The sequence below is a fragment of the Pseudomonas sp. NKUCC02_KPG genome (assembly GCF_019345465.1).
In the GTDB taxonomy this organism is placed as follows: domain Bacteria; phylum Pseudomonadota; class Gammaproteobacteria; order Pseudomonadales; family Pseudomonadaceae; genus Aquipseudomonas.
In genome coordinates this window covers 47,634-72,132 of record NZ_JAHKRC010000022.1, presented here as the reverse complement: position 1 = coordinate 72,132, position 24,499 = coordinate 47,634, and the positions used below count along the sequence as shown (strand labels likewise).

The 24,499-nt window shown below is 58.7% G+C and carries 22 protein-coding genes, 1 tRNA gene and 1 pseudogene; 11 read left to right on the top strand and 13 right to left on the bottom strand.

Annotation, left to right across the window (positions count from 1 at the left end):
* Positions 1 to 563: 563 nt before the first annotated feature.
* Positions 564 to 713 (top strand): annotated as a pseudogene (locus KO536_RS23130) (enoyl-CoA hydratase-related protein); the annotation flags it as partial.
* A gap of 141 nt (positions 714 to 854) precedes the next feature.
* Here the strand turns inward: KO536_RS23130 and KO536_RS23125 are convergent.
* The 7 genes from KO536_RS23125 to KO536_RS23095 form a co-directional block, all read right to left on the bottom strand.
* Positions 855 to 2,006, bottom strand: coding sequence for an acyl-CoA dehydrogenase family protein (locus KO536_RS23125; protein ID WP_133077454.1), 1,152 nt, complete (start codon positions 2,004 to 2,006; stop codon positions 855 to 857).
* Positions 2,007 to 2,009: 3 nt separating this feature from the next.
* Positions 2,010 to 3,116 (bottom strand): enoyl-CoA hydratase/isomerase family protein, encoded by a 1,107-nt coding sequence (locus tag KO536_RS23120; RefSeq protein ID WP_219263138.1) that lies wholly within the window; start codon positions 3,114 to 3,116, stop codon positions 2,010 to 2,012.
* Between the two features lie 147 nt (positions 3,117 to 3,263).
* Positions 3,264 to 4,034, bottom strand: a complete 771-nt coding sequence (locus KO536_RS23115; RefSeq protein WP_219263137.1) for a 3-hydroxybutyrate dehydrogenase — start codon at positions 4,032 to 4,034, stop codon at positions 3,264 to 3,266.
* A gap of 116 nt (positions 4,035 to 4,150) precedes the next feature.
* Positions 4,151 to 4,432: a peptidylprolyl isomerase gene (locus KO536_RS23110; protein WP_016781241.1), complete on the bottom strand. Its 282-nt coding sequence runs from the start codon at positions 4,430 to 4,432 to the stop codon at positions 4,151 to 4,153.
* A 128-nt stretch (positions 4,433 to 4,560) separates the two neighbouring features.
* Positions 4,561 to 5,442: a triacylglycerol lipase gene (locus KO536_RS23105; RefSeq protein ID WP_219263136.1), complete on the bottom strand. Its 882-nt coding sequence runs from the start codon at positions 5,440 to 5,442 to the stop codon at positions 4,561 to 4,563.
* A gap of 110 nt (positions 5,443 to 5,552) precedes the next feature.
* On the bottom strand, positions 5,553 to 6,641 hold the full coding sequence (locus tag KO536_RS23100) for a 3-deoxy-7-phosphoheptulonate synthase (protein ID WP_257623063.1): 1,089 nt from the start codon (positions 6,639 to 6,641) through the stop codon (positions 5,553 to 5,555).
* Positions 6,642 to 7,350: 709 nt separating this feature from the next.
* On the bottom strand, positions 7,351 to 7,593 hold the full coding sequence (locus KO536_RS23095; protein WP_219263135.1) for a DNA-binding protein: 243 nt from the start codon (positions 7,591 to 7,593) through the stop codon (positions 7,351 to 7,353).
* Positions 7,594 to 7,674: 81 nt separating this feature from the next.
* On the opposite strand from KO536_RS23095, the gene KO536_RS23090 reads away from it, so the two are divergent.
* The 5 genes from KO536_RS23090 (at position 7,675) to KO536_RS23070 (ending at position 11,368) form a co-directional block, all read left to right on the top strand.
* On the top strand, positions 7,675 to 8,055 hold the full coding sequence (locus KO536_RS23090) for a helix-turn-helix domain-containing protein (RefSeq protein WP_219263133.1): 381 nt from the start codon (positions 7,675 to 7,677) through the stop codon (positions 8,053 to 8,055).
* Positions 8,056 to 8,171: 116 nt separating this feature from the next.
* On the top strand, positions 8,172 to 8,810 hold the full coding sequence (gene uvrY / locus KO536_RS23085; RefSeq protein WP_219263132.1) for a UvrY/SirA/GacA family response regulator transcription factor: 639 nt from the start codon (positions 8,172 to 8,174) through the stop codon (positions 8,808 to 8,810).
* 2 nt (positions 8,811 to 8,812) lie between these two features.
* Positions 8,813 to 10,636 carry an excinuclease ABC subunit UvrC gene (gene uvrC / locus KO536_RS23080; protein ID WP_219263131.1) on the top strand — a complete coding sequence of 608 codons (1,824 nt, stop codon included), beginning with the start codon at positions 8,813 to 8,815 and terminating at the stop codon, positions 10,634 to 10,636.
* A gap of 32 nt (positions 10,637 to 10,668) precedes the next feature.
* Positions 10,669 to 11,226, top strand: coding sequence for a CDP-diacylglycerol--glycerol-3-phosphate 3-phosphatidyltransferase (pgsA, locus tag KO536_RS23075; RefSeq protein WP_048361487.1), 558 nt, complete (start codon positions 10,669 to 10,671; stop codon positions 11,224 to 11,226).
* A gap of 66 nt (positions 11,227 to 11,292) precedes the next feature.
* Positions 11,293 to 11,368 (top strand) — tRNA-Gly (locus tag KO536_RS23070).
* A 313-nt stretch (positions 11,369 to 11,681) separates the two neighbouring features.
* Here the strand turns inward: KO536_RS23070 and KO536_RS23065 are convergent.
* Positions 11,682 to 13,097 carry a cytosine permease gene (locus KO536_RS23065; protein WP_219263129.1) on the bottom strand — a complete coding sequence of 472 codons (1,416 nt, stop codon included), beginning with the start codon at positions 13,095 to 13,097 and terminating at the stop codon, positions 11,682 to 11,684.
* A gap of 249 nt (positions 13,098 to 13,346) precedes the next feature.
* Between KO536_RS23065 and KO536_RS23060 the strand changes: the two genes are divergently transcribed.
* Positions 13,347 to 14,258 carry a LysR substrate-binding domain-containing protein gene (locus tag KO536_RS23060; RefSeq protein WP_019826348.1) on the top strand — a complete coding sequence of 304 codons (912 nt, stop codon included), beginning with the start codon at positions 13,347 to 13,349 and terminating at the stop codon, positions 14,256 to 14,258.
* A 57-nt stretch (positions 14,259 to 14,315) separates the two neighbouring features.
* Here the strand turns inward: KO536_RS23060 and argE are convergent, their stop codons facing one another.
* Genes argE through KO536_RS23040 form a run of 4 tightly spaced genes read right to left on the bottom strand, consistent with a single transcriptional unit; the run spans position 14,316 to position 17,912 of the window.
* The gene (gene argE, locus KO536_RS23055) at positions 14,316 to 15,461 is read right to left on the bottom strand and encodes an acetylornithine deacetylase (protein WP_219263127.1); all 1,146 of its coding nucleotides are present in this window, start codon (positions 15,459 to 15,461) and stop codon (positions 14,316 to 14,318) included.
* Positions 15,458 to 16,135, bottom strand: coding sequence for a DUF1028 domain-containing protein (locus tag KO536_RS23050; protein WP_019826351.1), 678 nt, complete (start codon positions 16,133 to 16,135; stop codon positions 15,458 to 15,460). Before KO536_RS23050 ends, argE begins: the two co-directional genes overlap by 4 nt.
* 11 nt (positions 16,136 to 16,146) lie before the next feature.
* Positions 16,147 to 16,557 (bottom strand): RidA family protein, encoded by a 411-nt coding sequence (locus KO536_RS23045; RefSeq protein WP_133076929.1) that lies wholly within the window; start codon positions 16,555 to 16,557, stop codon positions 16,147 to 16,149.
* 23 nt (positions 16,558 to 16,580) lie between these two features.
* Complete coding sequence (locus tag KO536_RS23040) at positions 16,581 to 17,912, bottom strand: NAD(P)/FAD-dependent oxidoreductase (RefSeq protein WP_219263126.1); 1,332 nt, start codon at positions 17,910 to 17,912, stop codon at positions 16,581 to 16,583.
* A 359-nt stretch (positions 17,913 to 18,271) separates the two neighbouring features.
* On the opposite strand from KO536_RS23040, the gene KO536_RS23035 reads away from it, so the two are divergent.
* From KO536_RS23035 to KO536_RS23020, 4 genes are all read left to right on the top strand, one after another.
* Complete coding sequence (locus KO536_RS23035) at positions 18,272 to 19,069, top strand: helix-turn-helix transcriptional regulator (protein ID WP_219263124.1); 798 nt, start codon at positions 18,272 to 18,274, stop codon at positions 19,067 to 19,069.
* A 45-nt stretch (positions 19,070 to 19,114) separates the two neighbouring features.
* Positions 19,115 to 20,497, top strand: a complete 1,383-nt coding sequence (locus tag KO536_RS23030; RefSeq protein ID WP_019826355.1) for an aspartate aminotransferase family protein — start codon at positions 19,115 to 19,117, stop codon at positions 20,495 to 20,497.
* Positions 20,498 to 20,649: 152 nt separating this feature from the next.
* Positions 20,650 to 22,029, top strand: a complete 1,380-nt coding sequence (locus tag KO536_RS23025; protein ID WP_219263122.1) for an APC family permease — start codon at positions 20,650 to 20,652, stop codon at positions 22,027 to 22,029.
* 30 nt (positions 22,030 to 22,059) lie between these two features.
* Positions 22,060 to 23,550, top strand: a complete 1,491-nt coding sequence (locus KO536_RS23020; RefSeq protein ID WP_219263120.1) for an aldehyde dehydrogenase — start codon at positions 22,060 to 22,062, stop codon at positions 23,548 to 23,550.
* Here KO536_RS23020 and KO536_RS23015 read toward each other — a convergent pair.
* Entirely contained in the window at positions 23,547 to 24,488 is a 942-nt protein-coding gene (locus KO536_RS23015; RefSeq protein ID WP_219263118.1) for a LysR family transcriptional regulator, read from the bottom strand. The genes KO536_RS23020 and KO536_RS23015 overlap by 4 nt on opposite strands.
* Positions 24,489 to 24,499: the final 11 nt, after the last annotated feature.

The window sequence follows — 24,499 nt, the reverse complement described above, 5'->3', positions numbered from 1 at the left end:
CCTGGCGGCGCGTTCGGCCTGCGCGGCGTTATCGATCATGGCCAGTTTTTGAGCGCTCATGCACGGGGTTCCTTGTTGGTGAGCAACTGGTACGTCAGCTCGGTGTTCAGGGTCGCAAACGAGGGCAGTTTGCGTGCATTGAAGTGAGTGCAGGTCAGGCAGGAATGGACGCAAGCACGCATCGGACTGGGTACCACTGAAGTTGTTGGAATAGATCTCGGGAATCGGTATACGGACTTCTAATCGTTGAAGTGCTCAATGACGAGTCAATATTATTTTGATTCATATATTTATCAGGCAGATACGGGTGTCAGGATAGCTTTTGAATCGACGGTTTTATTAAGGTTATCAATAAAGTGCGCAACAAGTTGCGCACTTTCCTGTTGGCCAATAAGAGGTAGAACATATTTAAGCGCGCAATTCTAATGGGCTCTGGAGCAGGGCGTCCACAATGAATGGAAAACTTTTGTTCTGGTACTTAACTTTATGGGCTCTAGCAATAACGCCAAAAATATTCCCCTATTTAAGTGCGCAAGAAGTTGCGCACTTAAATAGGGTGCGATGAATATATGAATCGGGCATTCGAGATCAGCTTGTCTGAAGGTGTGCGTTTCGAGCGTCGGGTGTTCCACGCCATGTTCGCGACACATGACCCGAAAGAAGGGATGGCGGCGTTTGTCGAAAAGCGTGCTGCAGAGTTTGAGAGCCGCTAAAAGTCACTGGCTGTAGATGTGGGAGCGGGCTTGCTCGCGATTAAGGCAACCGGGTATGTCAGTCATGCCGGGTCGCTGCCATCGCGAGCAAGCCCGCTCCCACAGGCTCTCTGTTTTTGGTGGGAGCCTGCCTGCAGGTGTCTAGATCAGATAATTCTTCAATTCCCGCGCAATAACCATTCGCTGAATCTCGCTCGATCCCTCATAGATCTGGGTGATGCGTGCATCTCGGTAGTAACGCTCAACCGGATAGTCTTCAAGGTAGCCATAGCCGCCATGGATCTGGATGGCTTTGGAGCAGACATACTCGGCCATTTCCGAAGCAAACAGTTTAGCCTGGGAGGCTTCTGACAGGCAGGGCTTGCCCGCGCTGCGCAGGCGCGCCGCATGCAGGATCAGCAGTCGCGCTGCATTGATCCGGGTTTGCATGTCAGCCAGCATGTTGGCGATGCTTTGGTGTTCGATGATCGCCTTGTCAAATTGCACCCGGTCACGGGAATAGCCCAGTGCCGCTTCGAAGGCGGCACGAGCGATGCCCAGTGCCTGGGCGCCAATACCGATGCGTCCGCCTTCGAGGTTGGACAGGGCGATGGCCAGCCCCTTGCCGCGTTCGCCGAGCATGTTGGCTTCAGGCACGGTGCAATTGTTCAGGGTAACGGCGCAGGTATCCGAGGCGCGAATGCCCATTTTGTGTTCGGTACGGTCGACGATGAAACCCGGGGTCGCGGTAGGCACCAAAAACGCCGAAATGCCTTTTTTGCCAAGGTTTGGATCGGTGACGGCAAACACGATGGCCAGCTTGGCGCGCTTGCCATTGCTGACAAACTGTTTGGCGCCGTTGATCACCCACTGGCCGTCGCGCAGTTCCGCTCGTGTGCGCAGGTTGTGGGCTTCAGAGCCCGCCTGTGGCTCGGTCAGGCAGAAGCAGGCGATGGTCTGGCCACTGGCAAGCTCTGCCAGCCAGGTTTGTTTTTGCGCCTCGCTGCCGTATTTGAGGATGGGCCCGCAGCCGACAGAGTTATGGATACTCATCAGCGCGCCGGTTGCGCCATCACCGGCCGATATTTCTTCCACAGCCAGGGCGTAGGCAACGTAGTCGACATAGGTGCCGCCCCATTCTTCCGGAACCACCATGCCCAGCAGGCCCAGTTCGCCGAGCTTGGCCACCAGTGCATCGTCGATCCAGCCGGCCTTTTCCCAGGCCTGGGCATGGGGGGCGATTTCACGGCGGGCAAAGTCGCGGGCCATGTCGCGGATCATCACTTGTTCTTCGCTCAGTTCGATATCTTGCATGGCTCAGGCTTCCGTCGCGTCGAATGAGGTGAAAAAGCTGGCGACATGCACAGGGTCCAGAGCGTCCAGGGCAGGCGGGTTCCAGCGCGGGTTTTTGTCCTTGTCGATGATCAGTGCGCGCACGCCCTCCATCAGGTCGCCGCGATCGAACCATTGACGGTCAAGGTGCAGTTCCAGGGCAAAACACTGTTCCAGAGTCAGCTCACGGCCCCGGCGCAGCATTTCGAGGGTGACGGCCATTGCCAACGGGGAGCGGGTTTGCAGAAGGTCGGCGGTTTCATTGGCCCAGTCGCGGGTTTCCGGCGCCGTGACAGCGCGCAGATGAGCGACGATTCGCGGTATATCGGCTTGGGCGAAAACGCTGTCTATCAGGGGGCGAAGCCTGGCCAGCGGCGGCTCGGGCAACACGGTCACTGCGAACGTTCCGATCAGTGCTGTCAGATCATCAATGGGGGTGCCTCGCCATTCGAGGGTATCGAGGCTTCTATCCAGTTCAGGCAGTTTACTGCTCTCCAGATAGCCGTCAGCCAGCCCGCAATACAGTGCGTCACTGGCGCGGATTTGCACGCCGCTAACCCCCAGGTAAGTACCAAGCTGGCCCGGTGTGCGGGTCAGAAAGTAGCTGCCGCCAACGTCAGGGAAATAACCGATTGCCACTTCAGGCATCGCCAGCTTGCTGCGCTCGGTGACCAGGCGCAGATCCGCGCCTTGCACCAGTCCCATGCCGCCGCCGAGGACAAAACCGTCCATCAAGGCAATCACGGGTTTGGGGTAGTGGTGCAGGGTCAGGTCGAGGGCGTATTCCTCTTCGAAGAACACCGTGTGCAGGGTGTCGTTGTTTTGATAGCTGTCGTAGAGCGAGCGGATATCCCCGCCAGCGCAAAAGGCTTTTTCGCCAGCGCCACGCAGCACAATGGCTTTTACCTGAGGGTCTGCGGCCCAGGCATCGAGATGCTGTTGAAGGCTGCGCACCATCTCCAGGTTGATGGCATTGAGACCGCTGGGGCGGTTGAGGGTCAGGTGACCAATGTGGTTGCGGACCTCGGCCAGAATCGTGTCGTCAATTGGAGCGATTTCCGGTGTCGGTGAGGAGGAAACCTGAGCAGTCATCACTAACTCCCTGCTTTATATTATTTTTAGTGGTGTTCACGGGCGAACGATAACGGATGCTAACAGTGCAAATTTGCCCATTACAACCCTGATAAGTGCAGGGCTGGTGTGCATTTTTGCATGTCAGACAGGCAGCGATCCGCCCACTTATTGCGCCAGCCAACCGCCGTCCACATTCCAGGCGGCACCGCGCACCTGGCTGCCAGCCTCGCTGCATAAAAACAGCACCAGTTCGCCCAGTTGGGGCGGGGTCACGAACTCCAGGGAGGGTTGTTTCTCGGCCAGCAGATCGTGCTGCGCCTGATAGGGGTCAATGCCCTGGCTGATGCGCTGATCAATCTGTTTTTGCACCAGTGGTGTGAGCACCCAGCCCGGGCAGATGGCATTGCAGGTGATATTGCTGGTGGCGGTTTCCAGGCCAACGACTTTAGTCAGGCCGATCACGCCATGTTTGGCGGCCACATAGGCGGCTTTGCCGACCGACCCCACCAGGCCATGAACCGAGGCGATATTGACGATGCGCCCCCAGCCGCGCTTGCGCATGCCGGGCAAGGTCAGGCGAGTGCTGTGAAACACACTGGACAGGTTGATCGCGATGATTGAATCCCAGCGCTCTACCGGGAACTCCTCGACGCTGGCCACATGCTGGATGCCTGCGTTGTTGACCAGAATGTCGATACCACCGAACTCGCGTTCGGCATAACTGATCATGTCGGCGATCTGCGCCGGGTCGCTGACATCTGCAGGATGGTGACCCACTTTGACGCCCAGTTGCTGGATGTCTGCAATGACTTTGCTGGCATCGCCAAAGCCGTTGAGTATCAGGTCGGCTCCAGCCTTGGCCAGGCTCAGTGCGATACCAAGGCCGATGCCGCTGGTGGAACCGGTAACCAGTGCAGTTTTACCCTTAAGGCTCATGATCAATTCCTCAGAACGACGGGTTCGTGAATGAGGAAACGTAGCACGTGGTTTGCAGTTGCGGATACGAAACGGCCCACCAATAGGCGGGCCGTCTTCACGCTGCGCGGGGAGGATTAGTCCTGGCGGCTGGTGACTTCCAGCAGGTGGTAGCCGAACTGGGTCTTGACCGGGCCTTGCACCACGTTGATTGGCGCGCTGAAGACGACGGTGTCGAATTCTTTAACCATCTGGCCTGGACCGAAAGAACCCAGGTCGCCGCCCTGACGGCTGGACGGGCAAGAAGAGTTGGCTTTCGCCACTTCGGCGAAATCAGCGCCGCCTTCGATTTGGGCTTTCAGTTCGTTGCACTTGTCTTCGGTGGCAACAAGGATGTGACGGGCAGTGGCTTTAGCCATGAGGGAGTACTCCTTTCAAGAAAGTGCCGAGCCTACCGGATTCAGTGGGGTTTTTCTCGGCAAAAGTTCTGTTTTGCGTTTTTGCTGACTGGCGGATCAATGCTTGGCGTACTGCGACTGGACTATTTTTATAACCCTTTGTTTTTCAAAAGCTTGGCGTGTTCGACATAAAGCGTGAGCGGGTTGACGGTTTTTTTGCTCATGGGGGCCAGATGATTAATGGTGTCGAGGTGATCAAGTGGGTAGTCCGAGCGGATCACATGGCCCAGATGGGAGCTGAATCGTCCGACCATTCCGTCATTTTCCTTGGTCTCACGGGTAAAAAAACTGCCGAACACACGGCAGGCGTTGTGCAAGGGGTCGAGCAGGTTCAACGATTCCGACAATCGCGAGCCCTTGATAATGCCGCTCCAGGAGTAATAGGACACATCGTTTACGTGCTCGGCCCCCATGCCGCCCCAGGTTTCAGGCAAGCCTTGGGGGTATTTAAGGTTAAAGGCAGTAACTCCTTCGGTGGTCAGGGCGTTGAGCGCCTCAAGTGAATGTTGCGGCAGTTGCGAGTGGCCGGTTATCGCTGACAGGAATGTGGAGAACGCTGTGGTCAGGGCGCCGGCGATGGTTTCGGGCAGTGTGCCCGGGACAAAGGCCTGACGCATGCGGTCTGCTGCTTCCGAGCCATGATTCGGGCCGCTGACCGAGGTCACGGAGGCGACAAGATGTGGCGCGGTGGCAGCTGCATAGCGGGCGGTCAGGGCGCCCTGGCTGTGGCCGATCAGATTGACCCGCTGTGCGCCGGTCTGGGTGCACACCCTGCGTATATGCTCAAGCAGTTGTTCGCCCCGTGTTTCGTTGTTGTTGGCGGCCGAAATGATCGGCACGAAAACCCTGGCGCCTGATTCAGCGAGCGCGTCCTTGATGCCTTTGAAGTAGTTGAAGGGGCCTATCCGGCCGAAGCCGAACAGTCCGTGTACCAGCAGAATCGGGTAGTGGGTATTGGCTGAGTCATCCATGGGGTGTTTTCCTTGGTGTTGTTAACCGTAAAAAACACCTTAGTCGATATCGACTTCGCGCAGCCGTGGGCATATTCCCGGGCTGCGCAGAGGTTTGCCGAGCAGGCTTGTCAGGCGATGACCCGGGCGACGCGGCGCTGTGTTTGCAGCTGTTGGGCGGCGTTGCGCAGCAAGTGCTCGGTGGCATCCCACCCCAGGCAGCCATCGGTCACGGAAACCCCGTAGCGCATGTTCGCACTCAGGGGCTGGCAGCCTTCGAACAGATGGCTTTCGAGCATCATGCCAATCAGGGAGTGATCACCTGCCAGGCGCTGTTCGAGCACATCATTGAACACATCCGGCTGGCGCAACGGGTCTTTGCCGCTGTTGGCGTGGCTGCAGTCGATCATCATGCGGGCCGGGATGGCGCTTTTTTCCAGCCCGGCGCGAGCCTTGGCCACACTGGCGCGGTCGTAGTTCGGGCCGCTGTGGCCACCGCGCAGTACCAGATGGGTGTCGGGGTTGCCGGGCGTCTCGACGATTGCCGGATGGCCCTGGCTATCGACCCCGAAATGACGGTGACTGTGCGCGGCAGAGCGCATGGCATCGCAGGCGATTGCCACACCGCCGTCAGTGCCGTTTTTGAAGCCTACCGGCAGATCAAGGCCGCTGGCCATTTCGCGGTGAATTTGCGATTCGGTGGTGCGGGCGCCAATGGCCACCCAGCCCAGCAGGTCGTCGAAGTAGCCTGCAGCGATGGGCTGCAACAGTTCGGTGGCGACCGGAAGGCCCATGCGCAGGATTTCGAGCATCAGTTCCCGTGACAGGGTCAGGCCGTGAGCCATGTCATCGCTGCCATCCAGGTGCGGATCGTAGGCCAGGCCTTTCCAGCCCACAGTGGTGCGCGGTTTTTCGATGTAGGCACGCATGACCAGTAGCATGTCGTCGCTCACTTCATGGGCCAAGGCTGCGAGATTGCTGGCGTATTCGAGTGCGGCGAGGGGGTCGTGGATGGAGCAGGGGCCGACAACCACCAGTAAACGGGAGTCTTCACCGTTGAGGATGGCGCGAATGGCCTGGCGCTGGCTGCTGATCTGCTCGCGAAGCTTGATGCTCAGGGGCAGTTGCTGTTTGAGTTGCGCTGCGCTGGGCAGGCGACGGGTCGAAATCTGGGTAGTTGCAGTGTGTACGGCTGGCAGAGCGGATACGGATGCGTTCATGGTGTGTGCTTCCTGGGCAGGCGGCGGGTTCTCCCGCGCGCTCAGCCCTACTGGGGTGTTCGACAATTGGCCAGACTGGCCATGAGTGCTTGCGTGCCACCAATGTGGGTCCGTTCGGAGGCGGCAGGCTGTCCCGAACGGCGGCTGATAAATCGCCATGCAGTGCAAAGGTCGAAGCGGTAATAAGTGGCGTAGTTCATGGGGTAAATCCTCAATTCAATAAAATGTCAGGGGCCAGAAAAACAAAACCCCCGGTCGGGAAGCCGACCGGGGGTGAGAATTCTCTGGTAGGCGACCCCTAAGTAGTGGGCGCCGTGTGGGTATCAGGCGCGCCAGTGGCTAAACCAATACCCAAAATAAAATCGTGCGGTGGAGTGCATGTTGTTCGCGCACACAGATTCAGCCAGACGCTCGTCGCGTGCGGTCTTACAAATGTCTGTGGGGGCGTGATGCAACATGGGTGGTCTCCGATTGATGGTTCGCAGCTTACTTGAGGCGAACGGGCGTATTCAATCAAAAAATACTATGTGGATTAACAATTCAGACTATTGCCATGAGAGTCAGGGGCAGGCGAGATGTTTATTCGAGCCGGTCACGAACACGTGAGGGCCCTGTTTCGGGCTTTGCGCCGCCGCTCGCCGTGCGTGCTGTTGAGGGGGAGGGCGTGCCTGAATACTAAATCGGGAGTCACGCCCGAATAGGTGCATACTCAAGCGAACTCATCCCCTTCTGCCTCAACTGAATGTGTGGTCTGAGAGGCAATGATGCCGTCTTTCATGCCCAGAAGAACCGCTACCTTGTGGGCTTCACCACGCTTCCCCTTTTTGCGCCCGGCGAGCACTTGATAAGTGGTGGCCGGGTCGACGCCATGTTCCCGAGCGAACTCTTGAACGGATTTTCCCTGGTATTCCAGCCATGCCCTGGCTTGTGCGGCAGTACGAATTCCGGTCATAGTTCAAAACCGTTCAATTTTGTTTAATATTTATGGATTATACCATCCTTGCGGGTGTTTAAAATGGGATCCTACATCCAAATGAGTGGAATTGGTTTGCGCTTGCGTCAAGAGAGAGAGCGGCTGGGTTTGTCGCAGAAAGCTTTTGGCGAAATTGGTGGTGTCGAGGCGAACGCCCAAGGCAAATATGAGAGTGGTGATCGCGCGCCCAAAGCGGACTACTTGTCGCGGGTCGCAGGGCGTGGGGTGGATGTGCTGTTTGTATTGACCGGCAGCCCAACCCCGACATTAGTCGACAACCTCAGTCATATAGAAGAAAAAGTCCTGACCAGTTACCGGGTCTTGCAAAAGGAAGATCAGGACGCCATCCGCCGCTTGACCACAACCTTGGCCGAGCTGTCTGTCGCTCACCCGGCAAAGGAACTTCGTGATCCTGAAGATATTGAGACCGTCAAGAGCTGAATATTTACAAGGATTTAACGCTTTGGCGTGGATAGTTGACGCAAGTCGGTAGGTTGGTGGATTAGTTTTTGCTAAGGTGTCCACAATCAACCAAGACCAATTTGCGAGGTATCGACTTGATTCGGGTTCTAGTGGTCGATGACCACGATCTTGTGCGTACAGGGATCACACGAATGCTGGCCGATATCGAAGGCTTGCAAGTGGTCGGTCAGGCCGAGTCCGGTGAGGAGTCCCTTCTCAAGGCCCGCGAGCTGAAGCCTGATGTGGTTTTGATGGATGTCAAAATGCCCGGCATTGGTGGCCTGGAAGCTACCCGCAAGATGATGCGCAGCCACCCCGACATCAAGGTTGTCGCCGTGACCGTGTGTGAAGAAGACCCTTTTCCGACGCGCTTGCTGCAGGCAGGCGCCGCAGGCTACATGACCAAGGGCGCTGGTCTGGCCGAGATGGTCCAGGCAATCAGGCTGGTATTCGCCGGTCAGCGCTACATCAGCCCGCAAGTCGCACAGCAATTGGCACTCAAATCCTTTCAGCCTGCAAGTGACTCTCCGTTTGATACCCTGTCCGAGCGCGAAATTCAGATCGCGCTGATGATTGTGGGCTGTCAGAAGGTCCAGGTCATTTCAGACAAACTTTGCCTGTCGCCCAAGACGGTCAATACCTACCGCTACCGCATTTACGAGAAGCTCTCGGTCAAAAGCGATGTTGAACTGGCCTTGCTGGCTGTTCGTCACGGCATGGTCGATGCTGGTTAACGATGACTGACGTGTTTGACGCAAGTGCGTTTCTTTCGACCTGCAGCGGTCGTCCTGGCGTGTATCGCATGTTTGACGGCGATGCACGGCTGCTTTACGTGGGTAAGGCCAAGAACCTGAAAAAGCGTCTGGCCAGCTACTTTCGCAAAACCGGCCTGGCGCCTAAAACAGCTGCCCTCGTGGCACGTATCGCGCAAATAGAAACCACCATTACTGCCAATGAAACCGAGGCGTTGCTGCTTGAGCAGACGCTTATCAAGGAATGGCGCCCGCCGTACAACATTCTGTTGCGCGACGATAAGTCCTATCCCTATGTGTTTCTGTCGGATGGTGAATTCCCGCGCCTGAGCATTCATCGCGGTGCCAAGAAGCTAAAAGGCAAGTACTTCGGGCCTTACCCCAGTGCGGGCGCTATTCGCGAGAGCCTGAGCATCTTGCAAAAGACCTTTCTGGTGCGTCAGTGCGATGACAGCTACTTCAAAAACAGAACGCGGCCTTGTTTGCAGTATCAGATCAAGCGCTGCAAAGCGCCTTGTGTCGGGTTGGTTGAGCCGCAGGAGTATGCTGAGGATGTTCGCCACTCGATCATGTTCCTTGAGGGGCGCAGCAGTGCGCTGACCGACGAGCTCAACAGTGCAATGGAGCAAGCCGCCAGCACCCTTGATTTTGAGCGTGCCGCTGAGGTACGTGACCAGATTTCGCTCTTGCGCAGGGTTCAGGACCAGCAAAGCATGGAAGGCGGGACCGGCGATGTGGATGTGATTGCCGCTTTCGTAAACCCCGGCGGCGCCTGTGTGCATTTGATCAATGTGCGCGGCGGGCGGGTATTGGGCAGCAAGAACTTCTTTCCACAGGTCGGTATCGAGGAGGAGGTGGCCGAAGTCATGGCGGCCTTTCTCGGTCAGTACTACATCAGCAGCCCTGAGCGCGACTTGCCGAGCGAGCTGATTGTAAACGTGGAGCACGAGAGTTTCGGCGCAATCATCGACGCCATCGAAGAGCTGCGGGGCCGAGAGCTGGCCATCAGCTACAGGGTGCGTGGCACGCGGGCGCGATGGCAGCAACTGGCGGTCACCAATGCCGAGCAGGCGCTGGTTGCCCGCCTGACAAACCGTCTGCATGTTGCGGCACGCTTTGAGGCCCTGGCCAAAGTATTGAAACTCGACGAAATCCCACAGCGGCTGGAGTGCTATGACATCAGTCACTCCAGCGGTGAAGCGACCGTTGCATCCTGCGTGGTGTTCGGCCCCGAAGGTCCGATCAAGTCGGATTACCGGCGCTTCAACATTGAAGGCGTGACCCCGGGCGATGACTATGCTGCCATGCACCAGGCGCTGATGCGCCGTTTCAGCCGGCTTAAAGAGGGGGAGGGCAAGTTGCCCGACATCCTGCTGGTCGATGGTGGCAAGGGTCAGCTCTCAATGGCCCGTGATGTGCTCAATGAACTGGCCGTGCCAGACTTGATCCTGCTTGGCGTGGCCAAGGGAGCAACACGCAAGGCGGGCTTCGAAACCCTCTATCTGAACGATGCTGCCCATGAATTCACGTTAAAGGGTGACTCGCCGGCCTTGCATTTGATCCAGCAAATCCGTGACGAGGCCCACCGTTTTGCCATTACCGGACATCGGGCGCGACGCGGTAAAACCCGTCGAACCTCAACCCTGGAAGGCATTGCAGGGGTAGGGCCGACTCGCCGCCGAGATTTATTGAAACATTTTGGTGGCTTACAGGAGCTATCTCGTGCCAGCATCGAGGAGATCGCCAAAGCACCCGGGATCAGTAAAAAGCTCGCTGAGTTGATTTATGCAAATCTGCACAGCGAGTAGAATGCCCCCTCACCTCGTAGCCAGTTGTGCCGATGAATATCCCTAATTTGATCACCGTACTACGCGTTCTACTCATTCCTTTCTTCATTCTGTTGTTTTACATGCCGTACAGCTGGAGTTATGTAGCCGCCAGCTCAGTCTTCGCGTTTGCGGCGGCGACGGATTGGCTCGACGGCTATTTGGCCCGTCGACTGGAGCAAAGCACGCCTTTTGGTGCCTTTCTGGATCCGGTAGCCGACAAGTTGATGGTTGCTGTGGCGTTGGTCCTCTTGGTGCAAGAGCACCACAACGTGTGGCTGACCCTGCCTGCAGCCGTGATTATTGGCCGTGAAATTGTCATTTCCGCGTTGCGCGAGTGGATGGCAGAGTTGGGTGCACGGGCTCAGGTTGCCGTATCGAACATGGGCAAGTGGAAAACTGCGGCGCAAATGCTGGCCCTGATCATCTTGCTGGCCAATCCATCGGACTTCAGCTTCTGGGTGTTGGTGGGTTACGGGCTGCTGCTGGTGGCGGCGGGGTTGACCTTGTGGTCGATGCTTCAGTATTTGCGGGCCGCCTGGCCGCATCTGAAGACGACCTCGGTAAAATAAATAAAACTTTTTGAATCAATGGGTTGACGCATTCTTATATTCCTATAGAATGCCCAGCACCAAGACGCGGGAATAGCTCAGTTGGTAGAGCACGACCTTGCCAAGGTCGGGGTCGCGAGTTCGAGTCTCGTTTCCCGCTCCAAACATGGCTTTACGAATTCAGTGCAGTTCGATAGAGCAGAACAAAGGACCTTCGGGTCCTTTTTCGTTTCTGGATTTTCATCAGGGAGCTTGTCCAGGCGCCCAACGATGATTTCTTTACGGCATCTCTCTCAAGTCATCACGCAATATGCTCAGGCTTTTCAGCGGTTGGAGGGCCAGGGTGTCTGGGTATTGCCAAATGCGCAACGCCAGACCCGCAAGTCGTCTAGTGACGAGACTTTCAGTATCTGGCGCTGCCTGTGGGGCGGGAGTTGCAGAGTCTTCAGCTCAAGATAAACAGCCTGGGTAGCCGATCAGACACCGGCGACCAATGCGCCCTCGTTCATCCTGCGTTTGTAGGCACTGTCACGATTCGCCAGCCAGAAATATAACGGCGAAGTCACCACCAGCCCGACGATCCAGGACAAGTCCGCTCCGTTGATGTGTTCTGAAATCGGACCCACATACAGCGGCGTGTTCATGAACGGAATCTGCACCACAATACCGACCGCATACGCCAGCAATGCCTGGGGGTTGTAGCGCCCGTAAATCCCGCCATCCACGCGAAAGATCGACGCAATGTCGTACTTGCCCTTATGGATCGCGTAGAAGTCGATCAGGTTGATCGCTGTCCACGGCACCAATACCACCAGCAACACCAGCACCATATCGACGAAGTGCCCGATAAAGTCCTTGGAGGCGAACACGGCTGCAGTTGCACACGTGGCCAGTACGATGATGGAGATCACCGCACGGCTTTTGGCCGTTGGAATCCAGCGATACGCAAAGGTCTGCACCAGGGTGATGATCGACAGTACCGCGCCGTACAGGTTGAGGGCGTTGTGGCTGATCACGCTGAGCAAAAAGAGCACCAGCATCAGGGGGCCGATGGAGCCCGTGGCGAGTTTGACCGCTTCCATGGTGTCCATCCCTGCCGGGGTGGCGAGGACGGCAACGGCGCCAAAGATGAAGGACAGACTGGAGCCCAGGACCGAACCCAGGTAAGTGGTCCAGAATGTGGACGCAACGGGGACGTCAGCCGGCAGGTAGCGGGAGTAGTCAGACACGTAGGGGGCAAAGGCGATCTGCCACAGGGCAGCCAGGGAAATGGTCGCCAGCACGCCTGCAATGTTGAACCCGCCGCGGGTCAGAAAGTCGGTGGTCTGTATGTGGGTGAAGATGTAGCCGAAACCGAGCACGATCCCGGCGCCCAGTACCCAGGTGCCAATGCGGTTGAGCACGTGGATAAAGCGGTAGCCGATGATGCCGATAATTCCGGAACCGATGGCGCCGATCACGATGCCGACCGGCACGGGCACCGAATCGACCACGCCGTGCAGGGATTTGCCCGCCAGCACGATGTTGGAAGCAAAGAAACCGATGTACATGACACCCGCGATCACCACCACCAGCAACGCGCCGAGGGAGCCGAACTGGGCACGGCTCTGGATCATTTGCGGGATGCCCATTTGCGGGCCCTGGGCCGAGTGCAGCGCCATCAGCACGCCGCCGACCAGGTGACCGATGAGGATGGCGACGATGCCCCACATCAGATTAAGGTTGAACAGTTGCACACCCAGTGCTCCGGTGACGATCGGCAACGGCGCGATGTTGCCGCCGAACCACAGGGTGAACAGATCTCTTACCTTTCCATGGCGATCTTCGGGGGGCACGTATCCAATCGTGTGTTTCTCGATGAGCGGGGCGTTGGCTGTTGCAGTGGTGACCATGACGAACTCCAAGGCAGGTGAGTACGTGGACGTACTTCGCAGTGCGCCGACAGGGCGGCGCTTTGTTGTTGGAGTGATCATCTGTAATGAGGGCAGGGAGGTAAATTAGTAAGTTTGTTGCTATAGACATTAAAAAAAGTATCTCCCGGGCTTTTTTGCTCCGGTATGTTGCATGCTCCGTGAACGCTGAATAAAACAGCTTTTTCTTGCACTGGTTTGGGGCGAAATCCCACGTTTCCCGAGGTTCCGATGGCTGCCTACAACCTGCGCCAACTCAGATATTTTGTGACCACGGCCGACTGCGGCAGCGTCGCCGAAGCGTCGCGCAAGCTTTACATCGCACAACCATCCGTCTCGACCGCGATCAAGCAACTGGAAGACAGTTTTGGTGTGCAGCTGTTTATCCGTCATCACGCCCAGGGCGTGTCACTGACACCCAGTGGCGCACGGTTTTACCGCAAGGCGCTGGAGTTGTTGCGAGTGGCACATGAGTTCGAACAAAACGCCCTGGCCGACAATGACGTGGTGGCGGGGCAGATCGATATCGGCTGCTTTGAAACCGTCGCACCGCTGTACTTGCCGCGTTTGATCGCCGGCTTCAAGGCGCGTTGGCCCGGGGTTGAGATCCGCATTCGCGACGGTGAGCAGCAGGAGCTGGTACAGGCGCTCACCGCAGGCACTATTGATGTGGCGATGCTGTTTGAACACGACCTGGGAACCGCCATCGAGACTGCGCCACTGATGCCGCCGCAGCAGCCATACGCCCTGTTACCGGCCGATCACCGCTTTGCACAGCAAGCCAGAGTGTCCCTGGCGGACCTGGTCCTGGAGCCGATGATTCTGCTGGATGTGCTGCCCAGCCGGACCTATTTCGTGAGCATATTCGAAGAGCGCGGGTTGACGCCGAATATCGTGTTCAGTTCGCCGTCGATCGAGATGGTTCGGGGGATGGTGGGCAGGGGGTTCGGCTTTTCGATACTGGTGACCAAACCGTTCACCGAGTACACCTATGACGGCCAGAAAGTCGTGTGTGTGCCGCTGGCTGAAACGGTCACGGGTTCAGGCTTGTCGGCTGTGTGGCTGCGTCGCGCACCATTGACCAAGCCGGTGCAGCTGTTTGTCGACTACTGCCGTGAAGAACTGGCGCAGTTACTTGGCTAGAACTGTGGGAGCCGGGCTTGCCCGGCTCCCACAGTTGATGGGTATCGTTTGGGGGTATCAGGTGCGGATCGAGTGCAGCATCCGCAGCAGCATGGCATCACATCCCGCCAACTGAGCCACACTCACAAACTCATCCGGCTTGTGCCCCTGGTCCATGCTGCCGGGCCCGCAGACCACCGTGGGAATGCCTACGGCATCGAACAGCCCCCCTTCGGTGCCAAACGCGACGGTGCCGAATTCCCGCGAGCCGCTGAACGCTGCAATCAACTCAGCCGCCTGGCTGCGCTCATCAGTCACCAGGCCCGGGTACGCGGACAACTCGGTAAAGCGGATCGCACTCTGCGCGCTGACGGCCTGCATGCGTGGTAACACCTGTTGCTCGGCGTACGCCCTCAACTGCGACGCCACCTCACTCGGGTCCTGGGACGGCAATGCGCGAATCTCGAAATCAAACCGGCAATCGGCAGGCACGATGTTCAGCGCTTTGCCCCCGGTAATCACCCCGGTTTGCACGGTGCTGAACGGCGGATCAAAACGGGGGTCCTGTGTCTCCTGTAATTGGTGTCCTATACGCCCCAACTCGCCAATCAACGCGGCGGCATGCTCGATGGCATTCACGCCATAGGGCGCATAGGCCGAATGACACGCCTCGCCCTGCACATTACAGCGCATGGCGAGCTTGCCTTTATGGCCGAGTACCGGCTTGAGCTGCGTCGGTTCGCCGATAATGCACAGCATCGGCTTCACAGGCCGCTGCTCCAGTACCTTGAGCAACGAGCGCACGCCCAGGCAGCCGACTTCTTCGTCGTAAGACAGGGCGATATGCACCGGCATGCGCAACGGCGCCTGAATCAGCGCCGGGACCAACGCCAGCACGCATGCGATGTAACCCTTCATATCCGCCGTGCCCCGGCCAAACAGCTTGCCGTCGCGCTCAGTCAGCTCAAACGGTGGCACCGTCCATGGCTGGCCATCCACCGGCACCACGTCGGTGTGTCCCGACAGCACAATACCCGCCAGTCCTTGCGGGCCAATACTGGCGAACAGGTTGGCCTTGCTGCGTTCATCGTTGTAGACCAACTCACTGGCCACACCGAACCCGGCCAGGTAATCGCGCACAAAGTCGATCAGTTGCAAGTTGGACTCGCGGCTGGTGGTGTCAAACCCCACCAGCTTGTGCAGCAGATCGCGGCTGCTACTCATCGATCATCTCCGGCCACGCCGTAGCCGGGGGAACGGTCGGGAGCGATGGCGCGGTCGATGTAGTCCTGCACTTGCGGGCGATAAGCGTCCCAGAGTTTCTGCAGTTCAGTGATCGGGCGCTCATCGGCCCAGTCCACCCGCAGGTTGATGATCGGCCAGGTCAGTTCGCCCACCACCACCAGCGCGGCGGAATGCACCGGGCCGGCCTCGCCGCCAGCGTCGATGGCGGCATGCATGGCAGCCAGCAGCCGGTCCGCCAGTTGGCCTTCTCCTTGCTCGAACGCCAGGACCATGGCCTCGATCACTGCGCGGTCGGCCAGCATGTTGCCCGCCGCCACGCATTGTTCGCCCGCGACCCCATTGTGGGTACCCAGGGTCTCGCTGCCGCTGAAATGCACGGTGCGGCCCAGGTGATCAATCGCCGTCAGTTGCCGGTACTGGCTGTAGCCATTGCTCGTAAGCGCCTTGTCCAGCGCTGCGGCCGGGGCGAGGCCCCGTTCCAGCAAGTCCAGCACGTCCGGGCCCAGGGCCGGCAGGGTGATGTTCTGGGTTGAAACCGCGCCAACACCGGGGCGCAACCAGGGGCAGCGGGCACCCACGGCAATACTCGATGAGCTGATGGCGATGCCCAACTGGCCGGTGTCCGCGCAACGGCCAACGATTGAAAACGTCATGGGTAGCCTCCTTACTCCGGGATAACCGCGATCACATCGATTTCCATCAGCCACTGGGGCTGCCCGAGAGCCGACACCACCAGTCCGGTGGAGATCGGAAACACCCCCTTGAGCCATTTGCCGACTTCCTGGTAAACCGGCTCGCGGTAGCGCGGGTCGATCAGGTAGGTGGTGGTCTTGACGATATGGCTCAGGTCGCTGCCCGCTTCTTCGAGCAGTTGCTTGACGTTGCGCATGGCTTGCTCGGTCTGGGCCCTTGGGTCTCCCAGGCCAACGAGCCTGCCTTCGAAATCGGTGCCCACCTGACCGCGCACATACACGGTGTTGCCGGCGCGCACAGCCTGGCACAGGTCGTTGTCCAGGGTTTGGTTAGGGTAGGTTTCCTTGGTGTTGAACATGCGGATGCGAGTGTGAGTAGGCATCAAATAAACTCCGAAAAAAGTGATCAGGCGCTGACAGTCGGTTGGCGAGCCACGGCAGGGGCTTGGCGGTAGTCGAGGTATTTGCGCTGGGTGGCGATGTGGTCGGCCACGTGCTTGGCGTCGTGCCAGACGCCCCAGATAAACGATGAACCTCGACGCGACTGCCACGGCAAGCCAAGGAAGTAGATCCCGGACTCGCTCGATACGCCGCGCTGGTGCTGGGGCTTGCCGGTGGCGTCGAACGCATCGACCTTCAACCAGCTGTAGTCCACGGCAAACCCGGTGGCCCAGATGATCGACGTGATACCCGCCGTGGCCAGGTCCAGTTCCAGGATCGGGTTCTTGATGCACGGCGCATCAGCAAACACGCGACGGGCTTGCGGTTCCGCAGGCAAGTCCAGGCCGTTGCGCTCTACATAGGCATCGGCCGCATCCAGCAGGGCCAGGTAGTTCTCATCACCGCGGGCCAGGTTTTCCAGCAGGTTGGGCTGGAAACGGGCGACGCTGCCATTGAACGATTGGGTCAGGCCAACCAGCGTCATGCCTTGCTGGGCCAACTCGCGAAAATCAATGGTTTTGCCACCCTGGGCGCCGCTTACCGCAATGGTCACGTGCTCGCGGCCAGGCTTCATCGCCGCCTGATCCCACTCGCCCAGCACACCCAGCCACCAGCAGAAATCGCGGTTGCGATAGGCGCGGGGCGGGCGGTCGTGGGCACCGACGGACAGGTACACCTGGCGACCGGAGCGTTGCAATTCATCGGCGATCTGCACGCCGGAAGAACCCGCGCCCACCACCAGAACGGCCCCAGCCGGCAGCTGCGAAGGGTTGCGATAGTCGGCGGAGTGAATCTGATGCAACGCGGTGTCTTGAGGTGCAATCGCCGGAATCACCGGTTTCTGGAATGGCCCGGTCGCCGCCACCACGCGGTTGGCTTCGATCACGCCTTCGCTGGTGTGCACGGTAAAGCCCGGGCGTCCGATATTGCGGGTTACAGACAGTACGTCCACGCCGGTACGGATCGGCGCATTGAACTTGCGTGCATAGGCTTCAAAGTAATCCGCCACCCGCTCTTTTGGCGCAAAGCCATCGTCGGCGACGTCATCGAATGCCATGCCCGGAAACCGGTCATGCCAGGCAGGTCCGTTGGCCACCAGCGAATCCCAGCGCCCGGTGCGCCAGCGTTCGGCAATACGACTGCGCTCCAGTACCAGGTGCGGCACGCCTTGCTTGCTCAGGTGCTCACTCATGGCCACGCCAGCCTGACCGGCTCCCACCACCAGGGTGTCTATTTTTGTTATCGCTACCGTCATGTCTCTGTCCTTGCGTAATGCAGTTGGATTCAGTTCGTGCATGACTTCAAGGCTAGGGGGAGGGCAGTTTTAAATAAAATATTATTAAGCTGGGAAGTGAGCATAAAAATTGAATGCAGAAGTTCTCGCCCTGATTACTCAATATTACCCCTGTATCAACGCGAAAAAGGGTATGTACACGGTGCTCAGGACCCTTGTGCCAGACGGGCTGACGCCTTGGAAGTGGCCATGCCGGGGTGGCCAGGCTCCTCACCCTAACGGGTGATTTCGATGATTTTCAGGGTGTGGGAGTATCACTCCAATCCTTGGCGCCAGTGACGTGGTGTCGTACTCAACCGTACTTTCGGCGAGTCTTTGAAGTGGAAAACGACCGGCTTTCATCTGCGCAATGGTTCGAACAGATGGCCAGAGTGACCGAGAGCATCGGGCAGTCGGGCTTCACCGCTACGTTGTTCGAAGCCCTGGGATGTATCTGGCCCATTCAGGCGACAACGTTGTACCTGTACCCCCACGGGGGCATGCCCAGTGCGTTGTTCGAACTGGAAGGCCCCTGGTTGCCACAAGGCAATGTACGCCAGTACCTCTCCGGGTTCTATTTGCTGGACCCGTTCTACGGGGCCTGCATCGAAGGCGTCAGTTCAGGGTGTTACAACCTTGATGATGTTGCCCCCGATCACTTCGAACTCGGCGAATACTTCCAGTCGTTTTACCGTCACTCCCATCTGGAAGATGAGTTGAACTACATCCTGCAGTCCAGTGCCGGGCTGAGTCTGTCGGTGTCACTGGCGTTTACGCAAAAACTGGACGCAACCACCACTCAGCAGTTCAAGCGGATAGCGCCCTGGGTACTGGCGGTGCTGGGCAAGCATTTCGTCGGTCTGGATGCCCGGGGATCGCGCTTCGAAAACCTGCTGGAACAGCGAATCCATTCGGCCCTGAACAACTTCGGTTCGTCGCTGCTGACCGAGCGCGAATGCCGGATTGCCCAGCTGATCTTGCGCGGCCACTCCACACGTTCTCTGGCCGAGCGCCTTGGGGTCACGGAAGACACCATCAAGTCCCACCGCAAGAACATCTACAGCAAGCTGGATATCGGTACGCAATCGGAACTGTTTTCCCTGTTTATCGATTCCCTGGCAGAAGCCCAGGGGGTGCTCAGCAAAGACCCCCTTGAAAGCTACATGAGCAAGAACCGCTGAGCGGTGCGCTTGCCCTTGTGTGACTCCCAACAAAAAGAGAAAACCATGAATTTACCATTCGAGTTGAAGCGCCAGACTGAGGATTACCAGCAGGCTGACGCGGCCCACCACATCCACGCCTTTGTGGATCAAAAAGCCCTGAATGCCGAAGGCCCGCGAGTGATGGTGCGGGGCAAGGGCCTGTATCTATGGGACAGCGAAGGCAAGCGCTACCTGGACGGCATGTCGGGGCTGTGGTGCACCCAGCTCGGCTATGGTCGCAAGGACTTGACCGCCGCTGCCGCCGCGCAGATGGACCAGTTGTCGTACTACAACATGTTCTTTCACACCACCCATCCGGCGGTGATCGAACTGTCCGAGTTGCTGTTCAGCCTGCTGCCGGGTCACTACAGTCACGTGATCTACACCAACTCCGGCTCCGAAGCCAACGAGGTATTGATCCGTACCGTGCGCCGCTACTGGCAAGTGGTCGGCAAGCCGCAGAAAAAAATCATGATCGGCCGCTGGAATGGCTACCACGGTTCCACCCTCGCGGCTTCTGCGCTGGGCGGCATGAAGTTCATGCACGAAATGGGGGGCATGATTCCCGACGTCGCCCATATCGATGAGCCGTATTGGTACGCCCAGGGCGGCGAGTTGACGCCGGCTGAGTTCGGTCGTCGCTGTGCCCTGCAACTGGAAGAAAAGATCCTCGAACTGGGCGCCGAAAACGTAGCGGGCTTTATCGCGGAACCGTTCCAGGGCGCGGGCGGGATGATTTTCCCTCCAGAAAGCTACTGGCCCGAGATTCAACGCATCTGTCGCCAGTACGATGTACTGCTCTGCGCCGATGAGGTGATTGGTGGCTTTGGTCGCACCGGCGAGTGGTTCGCTCACGAGTACTTCGGTTTTGAGCCAGACACCCTGTCGATCGCCAAGGGCCTGACCTCCGGTTACATACCGATGGGCGGCCTGGTGCTGAGCAAGCGCATTGCCGATGCGCTGGTGGAGCAGGGCGGGGTCTTCGCCCACGGCCTGACCTACTCCGGGCACCCGGTCGCGGCAGCGGTGGCGCTGGCCAACCTCAAGGCGCTGCGTGATGAAGGCATCGTACGCACGGTGAAGGACGACACCGGGCCATACCTGCAACAGATCCTGCGCGAAGTGTTCGCCCATCACCCGATGATCGGCGAGATCCAGGGCACGGGCTTGCTCGCGGCCTTGCAGTTCGCCGAGGACAAGAGCACGCGCAAACGCTTCGACAATGAAAACGACCTGGCCTGGCAGTGCCGCACCTTTGGTTTTGAAGAGGGCGTCATCATTCGCTCGACATTGGGCCGCATGATCATGGCACCCGCCCTGGTAGCAACCCGAGGCGAGCTGGACGAGCTGGTCGAGAAGACCCGCATTGCAGTAGACCGCACCGCACGGATCGCGGGAAAACTGTGAAGTGATCGGCCCACCACCCCGCATCCGGGGTGGTGGGCGACATCGTTACATCGCCCTGCGTGCACATCACCACTTTCAACGAATGATTCACTAACGGTATCGATTTCATCGAATGCCGCGGCGCCCTGCATTCCAATTTCCAGGAGTCAGCAATGAATACAATAACAAACGTGGCCGATACTCCCTCCCATCATTCCCCCTCCAGCGCAACGTCGGCCCGCAGGTTTCGACAACCGCTGGGCCTTGTCGGACTGGTTCTTTTCGGCCTGGCCTACATGGTCCCGCTGGCGGTGTTTACCACCTACGGCCTGGTCACTCAGATGACCAAGGGGCACCTGCCTACCGCCTACCTGTTGACGCTCGCGGCCATGCTGCTGACCGCCTACAGCTATGGACGCATGGTTCAGGCGCACCCCTATTCAGGATCGGTCTACACCTATACGCGCAAGGCATTTGGTGCCTATTTCGGCTTTCTTGCCGGCTGGACGTTATTGCTGGACTACATCTTCCTGCCGTTGCTCAGCTATTTGCTGATCGGCATCTACATGTCCGAGTACTTTCCCGCAGTTCCGACCGCGGTGTGGGTGCTCGGCTCCATTGCCCTGGTGACGGTACTCAACCTGGTGGGTATCGAGTCCATCACTCGGGTCAACTGGATACTGATCGTTGCCCAACTGGTCTTCATCGTGGTGTTCGTGGCGTTGTCAGTGAACACCCTGAGCGGGCGTTCCGAACCGCTTTCGCTGCTCGAACCCTTCCACCATGAAGGCTTCAGCGTGCCGTTGATCATGACGGGGGCAGCCGTGCTGTGCCTGTCATTTCTGGGTTTCGATGCGGTGTCGACCATGGCCGAAGAAACCCCTGACCCCAAGCGTACGATCCCGCTCGCCATCATGGTGGTGTCGTTGGTCGGAGGGCTGCTGTTTCTGGTGGTTTCGTATTGTGCCCAAATGGTTTTTCCGGAATGGAACAGCTTCGCCGACCCGGATTCGGCGTCGGTGGACGTCATGCGTCGCGTCGGTGGCGAACTGCTGGTGACTGCGTTTACCGCGACCTATGTGGCGGGTTGTTTCGCCTCGGCAATGGTGTCCCAGGCCAGTGTCTCCCGCGTGCTGTTTGCAATGGGACGGGACGGAGCATTGCCCCGCGTACTCGGCAGGCTGGTCTCGAAAAAACGGGTGCCTGCCAACGCGATCATCCTGGTCAGTCTGTTCTCGCTGATTGCCCTGTTCATCACCCTGGATACCGTCGCCAACATGATCAGCTTTGGCGCGCTGTTCGCGTTCTCGGCGGTGAATCTGGCAGTGATCAAGCATTACCTGATTGATCAGAAGCTGCGCGGACGCCGCAACTACCTGATGTACGCCGTGCTGCCGGGGCTGGGGTTCCTCAGCACCCTCTGGTTGTGGACGAGCCTTTCGAGCATGTCGTTCCTCATTGGTCTGTGCTGGATGGGCCTGGGGCTCCTGTGTCTGCTGGGCGTCACCCGGGGGTTCCGGGTGGGCATGCCGGATTTGAAAATCGCGGAATAAATACAAAAACATCCACTTGGGAGTACTGACATGTTCAACCTTGACTACTGGCAGCAGCGTGTTGCCCGCCAAACCTTCATTGACACCGCCCTGATCGACGGCCAGCCAGTGAGCTCGATGTCCGGGGCGACCTTCGACGCCATCAACCCGGCGACCAATCAATTGCTGGCCCGTGTCGCCGCGTGCGGTGAACAAGAGGTCAACCTGGCAGTGCGCTCAGCACGGCGCGCCTTCAACACAGGCCCTTGGCGGCGCATGGCCCCGGGGGAGCGCAAGAAAATCCTGATCAGGTTGTCCGGGCTGCTGATGGACCATCGCGAAGAGCTGGCGCTGCTGGATTCGCTGAACATGGGCAAGCCGGTGATGGATGCCTACAACGTGGATGTACCCGGCGCCGCACACGTTTTTGCCTGGTACGGCGAAGCCCTCGACAAGGTCTATGATCAGGTCGCACCTACGGCTCACAACGCACTGGCCACCATCACCCGGGAAGCGCTGGGGGTTGTTGCCGCGGTGGTGCCGTGGAACTTTCCGCTGGACATGGCCGCCTGGAAACTGGCCCCCGCGTTGGCTGCCGGCAACAGCGTGGTGCTGAAACCGGCGGAGCAATCACCATTTTCTGCGTTGCGCCTGGCCCAGCTCGCCTTGGAGGCCGGTATCCCGGAAGGTGTGCTGAACGTGGTGCCCGGCCTGGGCGAGAGCGCCGGCAAGGCCCTCGGCTTGCATCCCGACGTTGATTGCCTGGTGTTCACCGGTTCCACCCAGGTCGGCAAGTACTTCATGCAGTACGCCGCGCAGTCCAACCTCAAGCAGGTCTGGCTGGAGTGCGGTGGCAAGAGCCCGAACCTGGTGTTCGAAGACTGCCAGGATCTGGACCTGGCTGCGGAAAAAGCCGCCTTCGGCATTTTCTTCAATCAGGGTGAAGTGTGCTCGGCCAACTCCCGGCTCTACGTGCAGCGCTCCATCCACGACGAATTCGTCGAGCGCCTGATCAGCAAGTCCCGCGCCTGGTTGCCCGGAGATCCCCTGAACCCTGGAAGCGCTGCGGGCGCCATCGTCGACAGCGAGCAAACAGCCCGCATCATGAAAGCCATCGGTCAGGCCACTGCGAGTGGTGCCACGCTGTTGAGCGGTGGTGAACAACTGACCATCAATGGCTCTTCAAACTTTATCCAGCCGACGATATTTGCCAACGTGAACAGCGCCATGAGCATTTCCCGTGAAGAGGTGTTTGGTCCCGTCCTGGCCGTCAGCGCCTTTGATACTGAAGAGGAGGCCGTGGCGCAAGCCAACGACAGCATTTACGGCCTGGCGGCGTCGGTGTGGAGCGATGACCTGAATCGTGCCCACCGTGTGGCCCGTGCCCTGAATGCCGGTACGGTGTCGGTCAATACCGTCGACGCTCTGGATGTGGCGATTCCCTTTGGCGGAGGCAAGCAGTCCGGTTTCGGGCGCGATCTGTCGCTGCACTCGTTTGACAAGTACACGCAGCTGAAAACCACCTGGTTTCAGTTGCGTTAAGCCGGGGTGGGAGCGGGGTGATCGGACGGATTCAGAGGCTGGGCAGAACCCTCGTTTTGCGCCAGCAACCTATCTATCAAGCTGCGGATGACCTTTGGCAGAGCCTCAAGATCACGGACCAGAATGCTTCGCTCCCGCACGCGCCAGGGCTCGTCGAGCTCGATGACTGACAGGCCCATGGTCTGTTGATGTCGACGGGCCGAAGACTCCGGCAGGATGGCCAGGCCCACGCCCGCTTCGACCATCCGGCACATCGCTTCAAAGCTGTAGACCTTGATCCGCATGTTCAGCGTATTGCCGTGCAGGGCCACCTGTTCGCTCAAAAAACGCAGCAGGGTGGTGCCTTCGTGCAAACCGATGTGCGCATAGGCCAGGGTCTCCGCCAGCTTGATGGTTGTGCGCCCGGCCAGGGGATGGTCGAGGGGCGTGACCAGTACCAGCTGGTCAGTACTGAAGTGTATGACCTGCAAACTGTCGGCCTCGACCGGGCCGGCAATGATGCCCATGTCCGTCGAGCCCTCCAGCACGCCCCGAACAATGTCGCGGCTCAACCGCTCCTGCAGGTCAACCGTCACCCCCGGACGTTCGGCGAGAAAGCCTGCAAGGATCTCGGGCAAGAACTCCGTGGCCGCCGTGGTGTTGGCAAAGATCCTGATATGCCCCGAGGACTCAGTGCCGTACTCGGTGAACTCGCTTTTCAGGTAGTCCACCTGCCGCATGATCACGCGGGCATGGTGCAGGAACAGTTCCCCTGCAGGTGTGAGTTCAACGCCCCGACTGTCACGGTAGAGCAGGCGGCTGGCGAGGTTTTCTTCCAGGCTTTTGATCCGGGCGCTGGCGGCTGCCGGGGAGATGAATGCCTTGCGCGCACCCTGGGTCATGCTGGGGGATTCGGCGATATGGATAAACAGGCGCAGGTCGACGAGATCAAAGTGCATGGCAGATTTTC

What these genes read in the sequence shown, in the direction of transcription:
- KO536_RS23125 (WP_133077454.1), bottom strand. Translation starts at nt 2,006, where the DNA reads ATGCAAGATATCGAACTGAGCGAAGAACAAGTGATGATCCGCGACATG.
- KO536_RS23120 (WP_219263138.1), bottom strand. Translation starts at nt 3,116, where the DNA reads ATGACTGCTCAGGTTTCCTCCTCACCGACACCGGAAATCGCTCCAATT.
- KO536_RS23115 (WP_219263137.1), bottom strand. Translation starts at nt 4,034, where the DNA reads ATGAGCCTTAAGGGTAAAACTGCACTGGTTACCGGTTCCACCAGCGGC.
- KO536_RS23110 (WP_016781241.1), bottom strand. Translation starts at nt 4,432, where the DNA reads ATGGCTAAAGCCACTGCCCGTCACATCCTTGTTGCCACCGAAGACAAG.
- KO536_RS23105 (WP_219263136.1), bottom strand. Translation starts at nt 5,442, where the DNA reads ATGGATGACTCAGCCAATACCCACTACCCGATTCTGCTGGTACACGGA.
- KO536_RS23100 (WP_257623063.1), bottom strand. Translation starts at nt 6,641, where the DNA reads ATGAACGCATCCGTATCCGCTCTGCCAGCCGTACACACTGCAACTACC.
- KO536_RS23095 (WP_219263135.1), bottom strand. Translation starts at nt 7,593, where the DNA reads ATGACCGGAATTCGTACTGCCGCACAAGCCAGGGCATGGCTGGAATAC.
- KO536_RS23090 (WP_219263133.1), top strand. Translation starts at nt 7,675, where the DNA reads ATGAGTGGAATTGGTTTGCGCTTGCGTCAAGAGAGAGAGCGGCTGGGT.
- uvrC (WP_219263131.1), top strand. Translation starts at nt 8,813, where the DNA reads ATGACTGACGTGTTTGACGCAAGTGCGTTTCTTTCGACCTGCAGCGGT.
- pgsA (WP_048361487.1), top strand. Translation starts at nt 10,669, where the DNA reads ATGAATATCCCTAATTTGATCACCGTACTACGCGTTCTACTCATTCCT.
- KO536_RS23065 (WP_219263129.1), bottom strand. Translation starts at nt 13,097, where the DNA reads ATGGTCACCACTGCAACAGCCAACGCCCCGCTCATCGAGAAACACACG.
- KO536_RS23060 (WP_019826348.1), top strand. Translation starts at nt 13,347, where the DNA reads ATGGCTGCCTACAACCTGCGCCAACTCAGATATTTTGTGACCACGGCC.
- argE (WP_219263127.1), bottom strand. Translation starts at nt 15,461, where the DNA reads ATGAGTAGCAGCCGCGATCTGCTGCACAAGCTGGTGGGGTTTGACACC.
- KO536_RS23050 (WP_019826351.1), bottom strand. Translation starts at nt 16,135, where the DNA reads ATGACGTTTTCAATCGTTGGCCGTTGCGCGGACACCGGCCAGTTGGGC.
- KO536_RS23045 (WP_133076929.1), bottom strand. Translation starts at nt 16,557, where the DNA reads ATGCCTACTCACACTCGCATCCGCATGTTCAACACCAAGGAAACCTAC.
- KO536_RS23040 (WP_219263126.1), bottom strand. Translation starts at nt 17,912, where the DNA reads ATGCACGAACTGAATCCAACTGCATTACGCAAGGACAGAGACATGACG.
- KO536_RS23035 (WP_219263124.1), top strand. Translation starts at nt 18,272, where the DNA reads ATGGCCAGAGTGACCGAGAGCATCGGGCAGTCGGGCTTCACCGCTACG.
- KO536_RS23030 (WP_019826355.1), top strand. Translation starts at nt 19,115, where the DNA reads ATGAATTTACCATTCGAGTTGAAGCGCCAGACTGAGGATTACCAGCAG.
- KO536_RS23025 (WP_219263122.1), top strand. Translation starts at nt 20,650, where the DNA reads ATGAATACAATAACAAACGTGGCCGATACTCCCTCCCATCATTCCCCC.
- KO536_RS23020 (WP_219263120.1), top strand. Translation starts at nt 22,060, where the DNA reads ATGTTCAACCTTGACTACTGGCAGCAGCGTGTTGCCCGCCAAACCTTC.
- KO536_RS23015 (WP_219263118.1), bottom strand. Translation starts at nt 24,488, where the DNA reads ATGCACTTTGATCTCGTCGACCTGCGCCTGTTTATCCATATCGCCGAA.